The following is a 16,198-nucleotide window of genomic DNA, read 5'->3' as shown; positions in this document are numbered from 1 at the left end:
GCTGTCCTATCGCGGCAGACCGAGGATCTGCTCGGCAGCCACGTTGCGCAGCACCTGGGTGGTGCCGCCGGCGATGGAGAGACAGCGGGTCAGCTGGGACTGGTGCAGGTCCTCGCGGACCTGCGGGTCGTCGGTCAGCGCCAGCGGGCCGAGGAGGTCTACGACGAGCTCGGAGGCGTCCTGGCGGTTGCGTACGGTCAACAGCTTGGCCACCGAGGACTCCGCGCCCGGCCCTCGCCCGGCAAGCGCCTTGAGCGTGGAGCGGACGCCGAGCAGCGCACAGACCGTCGAGAGCGCGACGGCATGGCCGATCCGGGCGAGATCGGCCTCACCGCGACCGCCGGCGAGCGCCACCGCGCGCTCGACGCTGCCGCCGAGGTTGGTCGAGGCCATCGCGACCCGCTCGTTGGCCAGCGTGGTACGGGCCAGGCGCCAGCCGCCGTCGACCTCGCCGACGACGAGGTCGTCGGGCACGAAGACACCGTCGAGGAAGACCTCGTTGAAGAGTGCGTCGCCGGTCAGCTCGCGCAGCGGCCGGACGTCGATCCCATCGCTGCGCATGTCCACCAGGAAGTAGGTGATGCCCTTGTGCTTGGGGACGCCGGGGTTCGTACGGGCCAGGCAGATCGCCCAGTCGGCGTCGGCCGCGAGCGAGGTCCACACCTTCTGGCCGGTCAGCCGCCAGCCGCCTTCGACACGTTCGGCGCGGGTCGCCAGAGAGGCCAGGTCGGAGCCGGCGCCGGGCTCGCTGAAGAGCTGGCACCAGACGATCCGGCCGCGCAGCGAGGCCTCGACGAACTGCTCGCGCTGGGCGTCGGTGCCGTGCTTCAGGATGGTCGGCACGGCCCAGCCGGCGATCTTGATGTCGGGCCGCGACACCCCAGTGGCGGCAAGCTCCTCGTCGATGACGAGCTGTTCGACGGGACCGGCACCGAGCCCGTACGGAGCGGGCCAGTGCGGGGCGAGAAGGGCCGCGTCGACGAGCGCATCCCGGCGCTCCGCCTCGGGAAGCGCCGCGATCGCGGCAACAGATTCCTGCACTCGGGGACGGATCGCGTCGTCCTTGCCGTCGAGGTCGACACGGACCGAGCGGCGGATGCCGGCCACGGCGTGCTCCGCCAGCGCGACCGCGTGGGCGTCGCCACCACCGAGGAGGCTTCGCAGGGCGACCGCACGGCGCAGGTAGAGATGGGCGTCGTGCTCGAAGGTGAAGCCGATGCCGCCGAGGACCTGGATGCAGTCCTGGGCCGCCCGGACCGCTCCGTCGAGCGCGGTGACGCCGGCGACCTCGGCCGCGAAGGCCCACTGGTCGGTGTCGCCACCTTCGGCGGACGAGGCCGCGTCCCAAGCGGCCGCGGCCACCGCCTCGGCAGTCTCCAGCATCTGGGCGCACAGGTGCTTGATCGCCTGGAACGACCCGATCGGCGCTCCGAACTGCTCGCGCACCTTCGCGTACTCCACAGCCGTCGTCAGACACCACTGCGCGATCCCGGAGGCCTCCGCGGCGGCGAGCGTGAGGGCCGTACGCCGCACCGCGTCGCCGCGCAGGCCAGACACCTCGACCGCCTCGCGGGCATCGAGGTCGACCCGCACCTCGGCCACCCGCCTGGTCAGATCGGGGCCTGCCTGGGGACGTACGTCCACCCGCTCGGCCGCCACGAAGAACCAGCGATCCTCGCCGTCAGCGCCGCGAGCACCGAGCAGCAGCTGCGCGGCTCCGCCACCGTCGTAGACCACGGGAACGGTCCCCCGGAGGCGGTCGCCGAGCTCGAGGATCGGGTCGAGCGCGATCCCGCAGCCGCCAGCGGCGACGGCACCGACCACATCGCCGAGCCCAGCCATTCCCGCGTGGAACGCGGCGACCGTGCTGCCGAGCAGCGGGCCCGGCAGCAGCTCATGAGCGCAGGCCTCGAGCGCGACGGCCGCATCCAGCAGCGTCCCGCCACCACCGTTCGGCTCGGGCGCCGCGATACCGGCGACGCCGTACTCCTCGACACCCCGCCACACCTCGTCGAAATCCGCGGATGCGGTGCCCTCTGCCGTACGGGCGATCGCGATGCCACCCAGCCCCTTGGCCCAGTCGCGCAGGCTCTCGCTGAGGGCTTGGTGTTCGTCGGTGATGCCGATCGGCACAGGGACCTCCTACTATTTCCGTCTGGTTCCGCGGCCTTCAGGAATAGAGACTGATGTAGAACGTGTTACAAGTCTAGACTCACGAAGGAACGTGTTTCACTCTCGGGCGCCGTTGCGGTTAGCCTGAGAGCCATAGATCGAGATCCGGTCATAGTCCTAGGGGGACCAACCAGTGACGTCCGTCAGCACGGAGCCACGCGACACCGATGGCCCGACTCCGGCCACCGCACCCACCGGCGGTTCCGCAGCCCAGCGAGAGCGCCGTCGGCGCATCCTCGACGCCACGATCGCGCTCGCCGCCGAAGGTGGCTTCGACGCCGTGCAGATGCGAGCCGTCGCCGAGCAGGCCGAGGTCGCGCTCGGCACCCTCTACCGCTACTTCCCCTCGAAGATCCACCTGCTGGTCTCCGCGCTGGCGCGTGAGTTCACCAAGGACGTCGACCGCTCCGCCATCCGCGCGACGCCGGGCGACACCGCCCACGAGCGGATCATGTACGTCCTCAACCGCCGCACCCGCGCCCTGCAGAAGCAGCCCAAGCTCACCGAGGCCCTGGTCCGCGCCTTCATGTTCGCCGACCAGTCGGTGACCGGCGAGATCCACGAGGTCGGCACCAGCCTGACCACCGTCATCGCCCGCGCCATGCACGGCACCCCCGACCACGGAGAGGTCACCGAGGAGGAGGCCGCCATCATCCGGATCATCTCCGACGTATGGCTCTCCGCCCTCATCTCCTGGGTCACCGGCCGCATGGACGAGAAGGACGTCGAGAAGTCGATCGACGTGGCCGTACGCCTGCTGCTCCGCTGAAGGATCACCTCGGGCAGTAGTCCTGGTCCTTCTCGTGCTCAGCCCAGTCCTTCGGTCTCATCGCCTTTCCGCAGCTCACGCTCCAGGTGAGCGCATAGGGATGCCCGTCGGGGGTGCCGGTGATCCCGAACTCGCGGTCGCCAGGAGCCTTGATGGTCATCGACTCGCGCTTGCCATGGTCGACGTAGTCGACCTCGAGCACCCAGCGGCAGGTCGGGCCTGAGCTCGTCGCCGTGATCGGGATGACCACCGTCTCCCCCTTGGAGAGGATCACCGTCCGGCTGGTGAAGTAGGGCGAACCGTCCGTCTCCGAGGTCAGCGCCGGCACCGGCGCTCCCACGTCCGTCCTCAGCAGGATCTTGTCCCCTCCCTCACCTTGGGGTTCGTCCTCCACAAGGGTGCCCTGGCGCAGGATCGACGTGCACGGTGCGGAACGCTTCGGCCGCAGATCGGTGATCACCACGTCCTCACTGTGCCGGCCGACCAGGGTGACCTCCCAGGTCACGCTTTCTACGGCGTACCACTCGTGCTTCGCCTGCCAGTCAGGATCGTTGACCGCCTTCATCGCTTGGGCGACGCTCTTGAACGGAGCCGCGCTCGAACCGTCCGGGATCAGCACCGGCCCGCTCATCGCCTGCCGGCGTACGTCCACCAGCTGGATGCCCTTGCCCGGATCGCTCCAGCCTTCGGGAAGGAGTCCGGTGAAGAGATTCTGCAGGCCGGAACCGAACGTCGCCCCCAGCGCAAGCAGGACCACGCCGGCGACCCAGGCGGTCGGCTTCTTCAGCAGCGACACCGCCCACGGCAACACACCCCGACGGCGTACGTCGCCGGCCGGTGCGGGCGCGTCCGTCGCGGCCACCGTCGCGGCCTCCTCGGGTTCCACGGGCTCTTCAGCCCTCTGCCGGGTCATCGCTCCATGCTCCCCTCGGGTAGACGCTCAGCCGGCTCCGGCTCGGTCACGGATCCGCCGGACAGCCGAAGCGCGAGCGCCACAGCGACTCCGGTCGCCCAGCCGAAGCAGGCAGCGAAGCGAAGCGCGTCGGCCACGTTGTCGAACGCCCGGGTGTAGGCAGGCAGGGCGAGGTCGGGAGCCGGGAAGATGGCCCCTTCGACCAGACCGACGACCACGGCGAGCACCGCAACCATGCCCCAGCACCGCATGACGACGCCGAGTACGCTCGGCTCCGCGCCGCGCTGCCAGCGAGCCACCATCAGGCGGATCGCGAGCCAGCTGAGTGCCACCAGGACGACCGAGCTCAGCGTGCGCGGTAGCCAGATCAACGTGTCGAACGTGCCACCGAGCGAGTAGGGGTCATCGGGCGCCGCAAGGCTGGCATGGGCGAACCAGACCACGTGCACCCAGGCCTGGCGCGCACTGACGGTGGCGTCGGAGTAGGCGTCAGGACCGTAATCCCAGGCGAAGCCGCCGACGAGCGCGAGAGCCAGCGTCGGGAGCGCGCCCCAGGTCGCGACCCGAACGGTCCGCACTCGTCCCGGCGCACGGCTCAGCCTCGGCGTCTCCATCGACGCCGGCTCGTCGTCACGTTCGCCGTGTTCCACAGCAGCGGCCGTGAGCTGGGCCAACGCCACCACGTGCGCCGCCATCACGCCGCCGACCAGTCCTAGGCTCAGACCGAGCCAGATCCCGTCGTCAGGAAGCGACCACACCATCGCCGACAACATCGCGGCCCCGTCGGGGGAAGCCTTGACGGCCCCGAGGATGACGAACAGGTTCGTGAGTCCGCCCGCCAGAAGGGACGCACCCAACACTAGGCCGGCGACCGCGTAGGCGCCGTCCGCTCCGGTTCGGAGGCTCGCATAGACCAACCCGGAGAGGAGGACGACGAAGACCAGCACCGGCCACGCGGACTCGGGCGCGACGGCGTACTCGTACCTGACCACCGATCCCCAGAGGAACGACAGACCGTCAAGCACCCGAGCCAGGAAAGCCCCGAACCACGCGTGCCCACGCGCTTGCCAGAGCGCGGACACGCTGCTGGTATTGATCGGGACCGCCAACGCGAACGAGTAGAACCAGGCGAAGACGCCGACCACGGCGGTAGTGGCGAACGCACTGCGTCGTCGAGACAAGTTCTGTTGGCTTTCGGTTCGTCCCCGCTGACTGAAACTCCGGGTCGCAGTATGCCGGAGACGAGCATCCCGTGTGGCCGACTCACCCACGCCGGGACAGTCGACCTACGGCCCGTCAGCCGCCGTAGGCGTGGGTGGCGGTGGCGCCGCCGTCGATGGCGATCTCGGCGCCGGTGACGAAGCTGGACTCGTCGGAGGCGAGGTAGACGTACAACGGGGCGATGTCCTCGGGGTGGCCGACGCGCTTGAGGGCGACCTTGGAGGCTCCGAACTCCATGGCGGCATCGTCGGCGCCGACTCCGCGGGTCATGGGGGTGTCGATCATGCCGGGGTGTACGGAGTTGACCCGGATGCCGCTGGGGCCGAGCTCGAGAGCGGCGGCCTTGGTCATGCCGCGGATGGCGAACTTGGTGGAGGTGTAGCCGGCCACGAACGCCATCCCGGCCAGGCCCTCGATCGAGGAGGCGTTGATGATCGAGCCGCCGCCGTTCTCCTTCATCGTCGAGATCACCGAGCGCATCCCGAGGAAACAGCCGAGGGTGTTGACCCGCCACAGCAGCTCGAACTCCTCGACCGGCTGGGTCAGGATCTCGCCGAAGCGCAGGATGCCGGCGTTGTTGGCGAGGATGTTGACCGGCCCGTACGCCTCAGCGGTCTCCGCCACCAGTGAAGTCCAGGACTCCTCGGAGCTGACGTCGTGGTGCACGAAGAGGGCGGACTCACCCAGCGAGTCGGCGAGCAGCTTGCCCGGCTCGTCGGCCACGTCGGCGATCACCACCTTGGCGCCCTCGGAGACGAAGGCGCGCGCGATGGCGGCTCCCTGGCCCTGCGCACCACCGGTGACGATCGCGGTCTTCCCGTCGAGGCGGAGCCCTCGACATCCAGCATCGTCGAGACGTGCCATCACTGCTCCTTCAGCTTCAGCTGCATGATCGAGTCGGCCGAGAACCCGGCCGCGGGGTCGCGGTCGGCGAACCAGCCACCGACCTGCTTGTCGAGCGAGTCCAGGTCCCAGGCCGCGTTGTCGAAGCGCTCGGCCACCGTGGGCGGCGCGAGCACGGCGATCATCCCGCCGTAGACGACGAAGACCTGCCCGGTGATCGCGGCGGCGGCCGGCGAGGCGAGGTAGGTGACCAGTGGCGCCACGTGCTCGGGACCGTAGAAGTCACCCGAGAGCACGCCCTCGGTCATCGCGGTCGCGGCTCGCGGGCAGATCGCGTTGGCGCGTACGCCGGAACGGCCCATCGAGCGGGCCGTGGACATCGTCAGCGCGGTGATCCCGGCCTTCGCGGCGCCGTAGTTGGCCTGCCCGGGAGGCCCGGACAGGAATGCCTCGGAGGAGGTGTTCACCACCGCGGCGTCGACCGGGGCGCCGGTCGCCTTCGCGACCGAGCGCCAGTGCGCCGAGGCATTGCGGGTCAGCAGGAAATGGCCGCGGAGGTGCACGCGTACGACGAGATCGAACTCCTCGTCGGACATGTTGAAGAGCATCTTGTCGCGGGTGATGCCCGCGTTGTTGACCACGATGTCGAGCCCGCCGAGGCCGTCGACGGCCGCAGCCATCATCGCGTCGGCGGTGGCGCGCTCGCTCACGTCGCCGGCCGCGATCACCGCCTCGCCACCGAAGCCGCGGATCTCCTCGACCGCTTCCTCGGCTGCGCCTGGCAGGTCGTTGAGCACTACCCGGGCGCCGGCCCGGGCCAGGGCGACCGCCTCGGCGCGGCCCAGACCCGCTCCGGCTCCGGTGACGATCGCGATTCTTCCATCCAGGTCAACGCTCACGTGGTGCTACTCCTCGATCCTCAGGGCCGCCTTGGGGCAGCCGGCCACGGCCTGCTCGATGCGGCCACGGTTCTCGTCGGTCACCGTCGGGTCCTCGATCTGCAGGTAGTCGTCGTCATCGATCTCGAACACGTCGGGAGCGAACGCCTCGCACATCCCGTTGGACTCGCACAGGTCGAAGTCCGCGATCACCTTTGCCATGTCCGTCTCCTCTGTCTTCGCCGTGGTTGAACTCAGCCCTGGCCGGGCAGCGCGCCTAGCTTGCGGTGGTCCCAGCTTGCGACCTTGTCGGGCTCGATGACGATGCCGACGCGCTTGTGCGCCTGCTTCGAGACCAGGTCCTCGCCGAGCTCACCCAGATCGGCCCCACCGGCCATCCGGGTCATCACCCGCAACCCGATGCCCTTGATCTCGTCATAGTCCTCGACGAGCCTCGCCCGCCCGGTGATGCTCACGCCGCGCAGCTCGAAGTAGTCGACGCCGTCCTCGACCAGGCAGGTGACCCGCGGGTCACGCCGGAGGTTGCGGACCTTCTGCGAGGACCCGTAGGTCCAGAAGACGATCTTGCCCTCGTCGAGCACGTAGAACAGTGTGGTCAGGTGTGGAGCGCCGTCAGGACCGACGGTCGCGACCTGCACCTTCATCTGCGAGCCGAGGAAGTCCTCGATCTCGGCGTCGGTCAGCTGTACGGACTGGCGGGTGCCGGCCATGTGCCCTCCTCGAGCAGTGAAACTAGAACACGTTCTACCATAACAGGGTGGAGCGGTCCCCTGGTGGGACCTCATGGTGAGACTAGGCCCATCGTCTCGGGCTCCGCTTCGACTAGGACGCGGCCTTCATCTCCGAGATCAGCCAGCCACCGTCGTCCTTGACCAGCGTCAGCACCTCCCAGGTCGGGCTGACCACGGTGTTCTTCGTCTTCGGCGCGGTCGCGCTCTGATTGACGAAGAGCAGCACCTTCGCAGACTCCTCGGTCGCCGAGATGATGGACGCGGCGCAGTCCTCGTCGACGCAGGCCTTGCCCTCCTCGGCGGCCTTCGCGCCCTCCTCGGAGAGCGGCGCCACCTCGGCGTCGACCTTGATGCCGAGGTCGGCCTGCTCCTTGCGCTTGTCCTCGCCGGGCAGCGTCTTCTCGTAGTCCTTCTGCATCGCCGGCGTCATCAGCTTCTTCGCCGCCGCGATGTCCTTCTCCGCGCTGGCGGCCTGGTAGGACATCACCGTCTGCGCCAGGTCGACCGAGTGCTCCATGATCGCCGCCCGTGACCCGGCCGCGGTCAGCTCACCTCCCGGCGCGACATCGTCGTTCGACGCCATGTCGACGGCGAGCCAGAGCACGCCGCCTGCCACCAGGACGAGTACGCCGAGAACGGCCGTCAGCACCCGGCTGCCGTCACCCAACCACCGCTCGGTGAGCCCGGCGCGCCCCTCGGAATCTCCCTCACCCTCAACCTCAGCTTGAGGCTCTGCGGTCTCGGTCCCGGCGTCCTCGGGCTCGGCCGCGCCGGCGTCGCTCTCCTCCGGAGCAGCGACCTCGTCACGTACGTCCTTATCCTGCTCCTCGGCCGGAGGCAGCAGGTCGGAGCCGCAGTAACGGCACTTGATCGCGGCGGCCTTGATCGTCTCCGCGCAGAAGGGGCACTCCTTCTGGCCGGTGGAGACCGATCCGTTCGCTCGTACGCCTGTCATCAGTTGACTCCTGCCAGGTCGGACATGCGCCATCCGTCCTTCGTCTTGGCCAGCGACACCTTGAAGCGGTACTTCGAGCACCGCGCACCGTCGTAGGGGCAGGTGTCGCTCTTCTTCAGCTCAGCGGTCTGGCTGCTGGTGACGACCGAGTCGACGGCGACCAGCACGACCGCCTTCTTCGACCCGATCGCGCGGATGCCGACCTGCTTGACCTTGCCCTTCGAGATGGTCTGGGCCGGGATCGCGGCCTGCCGGATCTGCTCGGCGATGGCGGTGTACTCCTTGCCGAAGGTGCCGGTGGAGATCTCCTTGACGGCCTGGATCCTCGGGTCCATGTCGCGGTAGTCGACATCGAGGAAGGCGATCACGCCGTCCTCGGCGACCGCCTTCACCTCGTCGTAGTCGGCGGCCGCGGCCTCGGCGGGCGTCGTCCAGGGCAGCACCCGGGCGCCACCGATGAAGACCGCCGCGGCCAGCACGACCAGGATCACCACCACCGTCGCGAGCACGGTGTTGAGCCGCCCCAGTCTGGCGATGGAGAGCTTGACATCGAGGGCGTTGTTGGCCGGTTCGACAGGTTCAGGCACCGGGCTCACTCCTCTCCCAGGATCATCGATCGCCAGGAGTCGTCGGACAGGGCGGAGACCAGGCCTCCGTCATCGGTCGGGGTGGACATCGTGACCGTCTTTCCATCTGGAAGGTTGGTGCGCCCGGTCTTCGGGTCGTAGGTCGTGACGTACTTCCCCACGCCCTCGGGCTCGGGGACCATGTTGACACCGCGCTGCATGATCGGGTTGTCGCCCTCGTAGCCGGGCTGGGCGCGCTCGTCGGTGCACTTGGCCGGATAGAGCGGCTGGTCCTCCATCACGGTGCCGGGGATCCATTGGTCGGCGGGCTTGTAGCCCTCCTGGCACGGCGGTGTGGTGTAGACGAAGCCCATCGACAGGTGACCGTAGCCGTCGCCGGGCGAGCCGGTCCACCCTGTCGCCACGACGCGCGGGAAGGTGACCAGGGTCTGCTCGATCGCGGGCAGCCGGGCGGTGAGCACCTCGTTGACGGTGCTGAGGTTGGCCAGGAAGACCGGCAGGAGCGGCTGCAGCCCGTCGAGCAGCGACTGCACCTGAACCGCGGTCGCCTCGCCTCCCTGCAGGATCTCGCGCAGCTCCGGGTCGCGCTTGTCGAGCGTCGCGGTGACCTCCTCGAGCCCGTCGGCGAACTCGCGGATGTCGCCGCTGTGCTCCTTCTGCGTCTGGAGCACGGTCTGGCTGGTGTTGAGGAGCCGCACGGTCTCCTTCTGGTGGGCGGAGGCCTGGTCGACCAGCGTGGAGCCCGAGTCGAGCAGCGTACGCAGGTTCTCGGCGTTTCCGCGGAACAGCGTGCCGAGCTCGGCGACGACGGTGCTCAGGTCCTCGCCGTTGATGGAGGTGGTGAAGCTGTTCAGCTCGGTGAGCAGCTCGTCGGTGGTGCCGGGCATCGACTCCGGCCCGGCGGTCACGACATCACCCTCGGCGAGGTAGGGCCCGGAGGCGGAGTCGGGGATGAAGTTGATGTACTGCTCCCCCACCGCCGAGAGGTTGTGGACCTCCACCTCTGCGTCCCGCGGCACCTCGGTGCCGGGGTCGAGCTCCAGCTTCGCGCGTACGCCCTCGTCGGTGACGGTCATCGAGGCGACCCGGCCGATGCTGACTCCGCGGTAGTTGACCTCACTGCCCTCGTAGAGGCCACCGGAGGCCGGCAGGTCGACCGAGACGTCCACGTGGCGGCCCAGGACCCGGTCGACGACGCCGAGGTAGGCGGCCGAGACGTAGAAGATCCCGACCGCGGCGAGGATGAGGAAGATGACCAGCTTGTTGCGGACGCTCCGTGTCATCAGCTACCGCCTCCCAGCAGTCCGAGGAGGCCGGCCAGGCCTCCGGTCGTCGGCTCGGCCGTGGGCGACTCGGTCTCCGTCGGGGCCGAGAGGCCTTCGGCGATCTCGGGGACCAGGTCGTTGAGACCCGGAGTCTTGGTCGAGGTCGAGCTCTTGGGCAGCAGGTCGGAGAGGTCGGGCAGCTTCGGCGTCTTCTCCCCCGGCTTCGCCGCCGTGTCCTCCTTGCCGACCACCGAGCAGACCAGCTGCAGGTTGGTCAGGTCGCACAGCGCCTTGGCCAGCGGCTGGATCGCCTCGCAGCCCTTGGAGTAGGACAGGCAGATCTGGAAGACCTGCGGGATGATGCCGCTCGACTCGCCGTTGGTGAGGCTGCCGACCAGCTTGCCGAGGTCGAGATCCATGTGGAACAGCGCGTTGGAGTAGTCCCCCATCGCCAGCCCGGAGGCGTTCTCGGGGAACGGGAAGCTGGCCGCCATCATCAGGCCGCGCGGAAGCGAGTCACCGGCGTCGGCGAGCTCGCGCAGCGTCGGTGCCAGCTCGTCGAGCGCCGTGGTCAGGTTGGCGCCGCTCTGGTTGATCACCCGGGTCGCGACGACCCCGAGCCGGTCGAGCGCCTTCATCATCTTCAGCAGGTCGGCGTGCTGCTGGCGGAGAACCTCGAGCGCCGGGCCGAAGGAGTCGATGGCCGCCTCGATCTTCTCGGACTCCTTGTTGAGGGTGCGGGTCAGCCGGTCGACCTGCTCCATCGCCCTGATGATCGAGCCCTTCTGCTGGTTGAGCGAGGCGACCGTGGTCTCCAGGTTGCCCAGCAGCGCCCGCATGTCACCGGTGCGCCCGTCCATCATGGTGTTGAGCTCGTCGCTGATCGTCTTCAGCTGCCCGACGCCGCCACCCGCCAGCAGGAAGGAGAGCGCGCCGAGCACCTCCTCGACCTCGGGGTTGCGGTTGGTGCGGTCGAGCCCGATGGTGGCCCCGTCGCCAAGCCGGCCGGCGCTGGCGATGGTGGACCCCTCGGGCGCCACCAGGGCGATGTACTTCTCCCCGAGCAGGCTGGTCTGGCGTACGTTGGCCAGCGCGTCGGCCGGGAGCTCGATGTTCTTCCGCAGGGTCATGGTGACCTTCGCGTGCCAGCCCTCCCGCTCGACCTTGTCGACCTGGCCGACCGGTACGTCGTTGGCCATCACCTTGGTGCGCGGCACCACATCGACTACGTCGTTGAACTCCGCGGTGACGACGTAGCCGTCGCCCTCGCCGACCTCCTTGCCGGGAAGCGGGAGGTCATAGGCCTGTACGCCGCACCCGCTCGCCATCGCGACGAGGCCGACCATCGCCAGGAAGACACGCGTCCTCATCTCTTGCCTCCCGACATCAGTTCCTGGAGCGAGCCGGTCAGCTCGGTGATGCCGCCCTGGGTGACCACCTCGGGCTCCACCTCCGGCTGCTTGGCCTGGGTGCCGGTATCGAGCGGCAGCCCGGTGGCGGTGTCGCGGTCGGTGGGGGCGCTGGCCTCGGTGAGCGCCTTGCCGGCCGGCGCGGTCGACCCGGTCGGCAGCAGCGCCTTGAACAGTGCGCAGATCTCCTTGGCTCCTGGGATCTTGTCGTTCTCCACGACCATGCAGAGGATGTTGGACAGATCCGACCCGATCGGCCCGACCTGCAGCCGGAAGCCGACCGAGCCCGACGCCGGGTCGAAGGACTCGGCCAGGTTGCCGATACCGAGCGGCGCCAGGTCGATGACGGTGCCGAGGGTCTCCTTCTCCTTGGCCAGGATGTTGAGCGTCTTGTTGAGCTCCCTGACGTCGCCGACCAGGGCGTCGCGGTTGTTCTCCACGAAGGACTTCGTCACCTTGACCGCCTGCGCGATCGCGGCGAGCGCCTGGTCGAGCTCGTCGCTCTCACCGGCCAGCTGGGTGGAGACGGTCCCGAGGTCGGTCAGGAACTTCTCGGTGGTGTCGTCGTTGCGGGCCAGCGTGCGGGTGACCTCGGAGAGCTGGGAGAGAGTGCTGAAGAGCTGCTCGGAGTTGCCGCCGAGCACCTGGGCGGCCTCGGACATGTCGGCGATCGCCTGGTTGCCGATCTTGCCGTTGCCCTCCAGGGCGTCGGCACCCTCACGCAGGACGTCGCTCAGTGCGCCGTTCTTGTTGGCCCCGTTGGGTCCCAGCGCGGTGGTCAGCTCGGAGAGGCTGGCGTAGATGCGGTCGAGCTCGACCGGGACCGCCGTGCGCTCGATCGGGATCTCCCCGCCGTCGGCCATGGCCGGCCCGCCGGTGTAGGCCGGGGTCAGCTGTACGAACCGGTCGGCGACCAGCGTCGGGGTGACGATCGCCGCCTTGACGTCCTTCGGGAGCTTGTAGTCGCTCTCGTACTCGATCACCGCGTCCACGTGGTCGCCCTTCGGCTCGAGCGAGGCGACCTTGCCGACCTTGACGCCCATGATGACGACGTCGGAGCCTTCGTAGATGCTCACCGCCTGCGGGAAGCTGACGGTCACCATCTTGGTGTCGGGGGCAGCGACCTCGGAGACGAGCAGCAGCCCGCACATCAGCACGAGCGCGATCGGGAGCGCGGCCCACTTTCGGCCCCAGAAGTTCTTTGTCATTCCACGATCCCTGGTCGTCGTCCGGGCACGAACTCGCCGCTCACGATGCCGGTCAGGTTGGCGAGGTAGGCGTCGAACCAGGGGCCGGTGCCGATGATGTTGATCAGGATCGACGCGTACGGCCCGTAGTTCTGGATGGTCTTGGTCAGGTCCTCGTCGCGGGCGTTGAGGAACTTCAGCGCCTGGTCGAGCGCGTCCAGCGCGGGCCCGATCTGCTTCTGGTTCTCCTTCACCAGGGCCTGCAGCTGCTCGGCCAGGGCGGTGGCGTTGACCAGCAGCTGGTGGATCGCCTGGCGGCGTTGGATGAGCTCGGCGAAGACCTGGTCGCCGTTCTCCATCACGCTGATGATGTCCTGCTTGCGCTGGTTGACGAGCTGGACGACCTTCTCGGCGTCCTGCAGCAGCGACTCCAGCTCGTCGCCGCGGGCGGCGATGGTCTGGGAGAGCGCGGCGATGCCCTGGAAGGCGCCCTGTACCTCGGGCCCGGCCTTGTCGAGCGTGCCGGACATCGTGGTCAGTGCCTTGGCCAACTGCTGGGTGTCGATCGCCTCGGTCGTCTCGGCGAGGTCGCCGAACGTGCCGACGATGTCGCTGCCGGCGCTGGTGCGGGCCAACGGGATCTTCGAGCCGGCATCGAGCGTGCGGCCGCCCTGCGGGGTGATGTCGAGGTACTTCTCCCCCAGCAGGTTGAGCACGCCGATCGAGGCCTCGCTGCGATGGCCGATCTCGGTGCCCTCGACCGAGAACGAGACGACCACCTTGGCGCCCTCGATCTCGATGTCGCTGACCCGGCCGACCCGGATGCCGGCGATCTCCACCCGGTTGCCCACGTGCAGGCCGCTGGTGTCGGAGAACTCGGCCTGGTAGGTGGTGCCCGCGAACCACGGGAGCTTGCGCAGGTTGAACGCCGCGGTCAGCGCCAGCGCGATCGCCACGATCGTGATCACGCCGGTGCGCTTGAGCTGGGTGTCGGAGTGGTGACTCATAGCTTGCACCTCTCGGCCCGGCTGTAGAACGCCACGTTGTCGAGCTGCTTCTGGATCGCCTTGACGGCGGGCGAGTTGTCGAGCAGCTCACCGAGGGAGGGCAGCTTGATCGAGAAGTCGAGGTCGCAGAGGTAGTAGTTGTACCAGGAGCCGTAGCTGCCGATCCGCGCCTGCGACTCGAGGGTCTCCGGGAGCCGCTCGAGCGTCCTGTCGAGCAGCTTCTGGTTGCCGGGCTTGTTGAGGATGTCCACCACCCGCTTGAGCTGCTTGATGTCCTCCTTGAGGAACGGGCGTACGTCGGTGAGCAGCCCGGCCAGCTCGTCGGTGAGGTCGCCGATCGAGGAGATCGAGTCGCCGATCGCCTCCTTGTCGCGCGCCAGGTCCTTCATCCAGCCGCTGAGCTGCTGGATGAGCTCGGCCAGCTCGGTGTGGTGCTCGTTGACGGTGTTGAGCGTCTTGGAGAGATTGGTGATCACGTCGCCGATCAGCTGGTCGCGCTCAGCCAGCGCGCTGGTCAGCTCGGCCGTCTCCGAGAGGAGGCTCGCGACCGTGCCACCCTCCCCCTGAAGCACCCGGATCAGGTTGAGCGAGAGCTTGTTGACGTCCTTGGGCTGGAGCGCCTGGAAGAGCGGCTGGAAGCCGTTGAAGAGCTCGGTCAGGTCGAGCGCCGGAGTCGTGTTGGCCATCGCGATGGCCTGTCCCTGCCGCAACGGGGACGCATCCGCTCCGGCCTCCTGCGCACCGGCGTCCTGGGTCAGCGCCAGATAGCGGTCACCGACGAGGTTGAGGTAGCGGACCTGGGCGCCGCTGGCGGTCGTCAGCGGCACCGACTTGTCGACCCGGAAGGTGACCATCGCGTGGTCGCCGCCCTCGATCTCGACGGCGAGCACCTCCCCCACGGTGATGCCGGCGACGCGTACGTCATCTCCCTCGCTCAGGCCCGAGGCGGTGGTGAACTCGGCCCGGTACGGCACCCGGTCGCCGAAGCCGACGTTGCCCATGATCGAGGCCAGGGTGCCGGTGACGAGGATCGAGAGGACGGTGAAGATCACCAGCTTGGTCCCGGCCACCGCGGTCTTCAGATCGCGCTTGTTCACTGCAGACCCCCGTTCCCGGGTGCCCACGGGACGTCCTCGGTGCCGTTCTTCAGCTCCTTCGGGCCGGCCGGCACCTTCGGGTTCGGCAGGCCGTCGCACCACGGGCCGTGGCCGATCTCGCCCCACTCGGGGCGGTCGTCGCGGCCGTACGCCGGCTTCTGGGTGCCGTCGAGGACCATGGTCTGGCGCACGCGGTTCTGCTGGAAGACGGTCGCCAGCAGCTCGGTGTAGTCGTCGAGGCCCTTGAGCAGGCAGGTGTACTCCGGCGAGTAGTCCGAGAGCAGCTTGAGCAGCGGGACCGCCAGCTCGGTCTCGTACCTGATCGCCTTCTCGTTCTCGGCGAGCAGGTTCTTGGAGGTGTCGGCGACTCCGGTCACGGAGGTCAGCAGGCCGCCGAGGCGGGCGCGCTGCTCGGTGACGGTGTTGGCGGTGGTCGTGGTGTTCTCGAGGACCTTGACCAGGTCGGGCGCGGCCATGGAGTAGGTCTCGGCGACGTCGGCCATGTCCTCGAGATCGCGTTCGAGTGTGGGGAGGTGGACGTTCATCTCTTCGAGGTAGTCGTTGAGCTGGACCATGGTCTCGCCGAGCTTCTCCCCGTTGCCGGAGAGCGCGGTGGCGAGGGCGTGCAGGGTGCTGTTGAGGTCCTGGGGCCGGATCGACTTCAGCAGCGGGAAGAGCCGGGCCAGGATCACGTCGAGCTCGACGCTGGTGCGGACCCGGTCGGCGGGGATCACGGTGCCGTCGCTCAGTGCGCCGGTCCGCTTTCCTTCGGGGTCGATGAACTCGACGTACTTCTGCCCGAACAGCGTCGTCGGCTTGATCGCGACGCTGACGTTGGCGGGGATCTGCTCGGCCTGCTCCGGCTCCAGGCCGAGCTCGATGACGGCCTTCTTGCCGTCCTGGTCGATCTCGCGGATCTGGCCGACGATGACGCCGTGCATGCGTACGTCGCCGTAGCGCGGCAGCTGCAGGCCGGCCCGGTCGGCCTCGACTCTGACGGTGGTGAACTGCACGAACGCCTTCTGGTAGATCGCGATGCACAGCGTGATCAGCAGGGCGAGGGTCACCGTGAAGGCGATGCCGGAGACGAAGAGCTTGGTGTGCTCGGCGCGGGTGTCGCGCTGGATGCCCATCAACATCTGG

The 16,198-nt window shown here is 68.6% G+C and carries 16 protein-coding genes; 1 reads left to right on the top strand and 15 read right to left on the bottom strand.

The window, feature by feature from the left end:
* Positions 1 to 6: 6 nt before the first annotated feature.
* Positions 7 to 2,133 (bottom strand): acyl-CoA dehydrogenase family protein, encoded by a 2,127-nt coding sequence (locus ACFX43_RS28090; protein ID WP_378839862.1) that lies wholly within the window; start codon positions 2,131 to 2,133, stop codon positions 7 to 9.
* A 172-nt stretch (positions 2,134 to 2,305) separates the two neighbouring features.
* On the opposite strand from ACFX43_RS28090, the gene ACFX43_RS28085 reads away from it, so the two are divergent.
* Positions 2,306 to 2,941 (top strand): TetR family transcriptional regulator, encoded by a 636-nt coding sequence (locus ACFX43_RS28085; protein WP_378839856.1) that lies wholly within the window; start codon positions 2,306 to 2,308, stop codon positions 2,939 to 2,941.
* A gap of 4 nt (positions 2,942 to 2,945) precedes the next feature.
* Here the strand turns inward: ACFX43_RS28085 and ACFX43_RS28080 are convergent, their stop codons facing one another.
* The 14 genes from ACFX43_RS28080 to ACFX43_RS28015 all read right to left on the bottom strand — a co-directional run bounded on the left by ACFX43_RS28080 (position 2,946) and on the right by ACFX43_RS28015 (position 16,194).
* Positions 2,946 to 3,854 (bottom strand): hypothetical protein, encoded by a 909-nt coding sequence (locus ACFX43_RS28080; protein WP_378839850.1) that lies wholly within the window; start codon positions 3,852 to 3,854, stop codon positions 2,946 to 2,948.
* A complete protein-coding gene (locus ACFX43_RS28075; RefSeq protein WP_378839847.1) occupies positions 3,851 to 5,035 on the bottom strand; it encodes a hypothetical protein in 1,185 nt (394 codons plus the stop codon). The genes ACFX43_RS28080 and ACFX43_RS28075 overlap by 4 nt, the downstream gene beginning before the upstream one ends.
* Positions 5,036 to 5,150: 115 nt before the next feature.
* Positions 5,151 to 5,939: a glucose 1-dehydrogenase gene (locus ACFX43_RS28070; protein WP_378839844.1), complete on the bottom strand. Its 789-nt coding sequence runs from the start codon at positions 5,937 to 5,939 to the stop codon at positions 5,151 to 5,153.
* Positions 5,939 to 6,817 (bottom strand): SDR family oxidoreductase, encoded by an 879-nt coding sequence (locus ACFX43_RS28065; RefSeq protein ID WP_378839838.1) that lies wholly within the window; start codon positions 6,815 to 6,817, stop codon positions 5,939 to 5,941. The genes ACFX43_RS28070 and ACFX43_RS28065 overlap by 1 nt, the downstream gene beginning before the upstream one ends.
* Before the next feature lie 6 nt (positions 6,818 to 6,823).
* A complete protein-coding gene (locus tag ACFX43_RS28060) occupies positions 6,824 to 7,018 on the bottom strand; it encodes a ferredoxin (protein ID WP_141804749.1) in 195 nt (64 codons plus the stop codon).
* A gap of 32 nt (positions 7,019 to 7,050) precedes the next feature.
* Positions 7,051 to 7,527 carry a pyridoxamine 5'-phosphate oxidase family protein gene (locus tag ACFX43_RS28055; protein WP_378839833.1) on the bottom strand — a complete coding sequence of 159 codons (477 nt, stop codon included), beginning with the start codon at positions 7,525 to 7,527 and terminating at the stop codon, positions 7,051 to 7,053.
* Between the two features lie 112 nt (positions 7,528 to 7,639).
* Positions 7,640 to 8,503, bottom strand: coding sequence for a hypothetical protein (locus ACFX43_RS28050; RefSeq protein WP_378839828.1), 864 nt, complete (start codon positions 8,501 to 8,503; stop codon positions 7,640 to 7,642).
* Positions 8,503 to 9,090 (bottom strand): hypothetical protein, encoded by a 588-nt coding sequence (locus ACFX43_RS28045; protein ID WP_378839824.1) that lies wholly within the window; start codon positions 9,088 to 9,090, stop codon positions 8,503 to 8,505. Before ACFX43_RS28045 ends, ACFX43_RS28050 begins: the two co-directional genes overlap by 1 nt.
* A 5-nt stretch (positions 9,091 to 9,095) precedes the next feature.
* On the bottom strand, positions 9,096 to 10,373 hold the full coding sequence (locus ACFX43_RS28040; RefSeq protein ID WP_378839820.1) for an MCE family protein: 1,278 nt from the start codon (positions 10,371 to 10,373) through the stop codon (positions 9,096 to 9,098).
* A complete protein-coding gene (locus ACFX43_RS28035; protein WP_378839816.1) occupies positions 10,373 to 11,725 on the bottom strand; it encodes an MCE family protein in 1,353 nt (450 codons plus the stop codon). Before ACFX43_RS28035 ends, ACFX43_RS28040 begins: the two co-directional genes overlap by 1 nt.
* A complete protein-coding gene (locus tag ACFX43_RS28030; RefSeq protein WP_378839813.1) occupies positions 11,722 to 12,972 on the bottom strand; it encodes an MCE family protein in 1,251 nt (416 codons plus the stop codon). Before ACFX43_RS28030 ends, ACFX43_RS28035 begins: the two co-directional genes overlap by 4 nt.
* Positions 12,969 to 13,958: an MCE family protein gene (locus ACFX43_RS28025; protein ID WP_378839808.1), complete on the bottom strand. Its 990-nt coding sequence runs from the start codon at positions 13,956 to 13,958 to the stop codon at positions 12,969 to 12,971. Before ACFX43_RS28025 ends, ACFX43_RS28030 begins: the two co-directional genes overlap by 4 nt.
* Complete coding sequence (locus ACFX43_RS28020) at positions 13,955 to 15,055, bottom strand: MCE family protein (protein ID WP_378839805.1); 1,101 nt, start codon at positions 15,053 to 15,055, stop codon at positions 13,955 to 13,957. Before ACFX43_RS28020 ends, ACFX43_RS28025 begins: the two co-directional genes overlap by 4 nt.
* Positions 15,052 to 16,194 (bottom strand): MCE family protein, encoded by a 1,143-nt coding sequence (locus ACFX43_RS28015; RefSeq protein WP_378839802.1) that lies wholly within the window; start codon positions 16,192 to 16,194, stop codon positions 15,052 to 15,054. Before ACFX43_RS28015 ends, ACFX43_RS28020 begins: the two co-directional genes overlap by 4 nt.
* Between the last annotated feature and the right edge of the window lie 4 nt (positions 16,195 to 16,198).

Source organism: Nocardioides sp. YIM B13467, from assembly GCF_042788075.1.
Taxonomy (GTDB): domain Bacteria; phylum Actinomycetota; class Actinomycetes; order Propionibacteriales; family Nocardioidaceae; genus Nocardioides.
Note: the sequence above shows the minus strand (reverse complement) of the source record. Positions and strands in the feature narration are given on the sequence as shown.

Bases quoted from the DNA above. Each gene is read 5' to 3' on its own strand.
- ACFX43_RS28040 (WP_378839820.1), bottom strand. From the start codon at position 10,373: ATGACACGGAGCGTCCGCAACAAGCTGGTCATCTTCCTCATCCTCGCC.
- ACFX43_RS28035 (WP_378839816.1), bottom strand. From the start codon at position 11,725: ATGAGGACGCGTGTCTTCCTGGCGATGGTCGGCCTCGTCGCGATGGCG.
- ACFX43_RS28030 (WP_378839813.1), bottom strand. From the start codon at position 12,972: ATGACAAAGAACTTCTGGGGCCGAAAGTGGGCCGCGCTCCCGATCGCG.
- ACFX43_RS28070 (WP_378839844.1), bottom strand. From the start codon at position 5,939: ATGGCACGTCTCGACGATGCTGGATGTCGAGGGCTCCGCCTCGACGGG.
- ACFX43_RS28015 (WP_378839802.1), bottom strand. From the start codon at position 16,194: ATGTTGATGGGCATCCAGCGCGACACCCGCGCCGAGCACACCAAGCTC.
- ACFX43_RS28055 (WP_378839833.1), bottom strand. From the start codon at position 7,527: ATGGCCGGCACCCGCCAGTCCGTACAGCTGACCGACGCCGAGATCGAG.
- ACFX43_RS28025 (WP_378839808.1), bottom strand. From the start codon at position 13,958: ATGAGTCACCACTCCGACACCCAGCTCAAGCGCACCGGCGTGATCACG.
- ACFX43_RS28060 (WP_141804749.1), bottom strand. From the start codon at position 7,018: ATGGCAAAGGTGATCGCGGACTTCGACCTGTGCGAGTCCAACGGGATG.
- ACFX43_RS28080 (WP_378839850.1), bottom strand. From the start codon at position 3,854: ATGACCCGGCAGAGGGCTGAAGAGCCCGTGGAACCCGAGGAGGCCGCG.
- ACFX43_RS28050 (WP_378839828.1), bottom strand. From the start codon at position 8,503: ATGACAGGCGTACGAGCGAACGGATCGGTCTCCACCGGCCAGAAGGAG.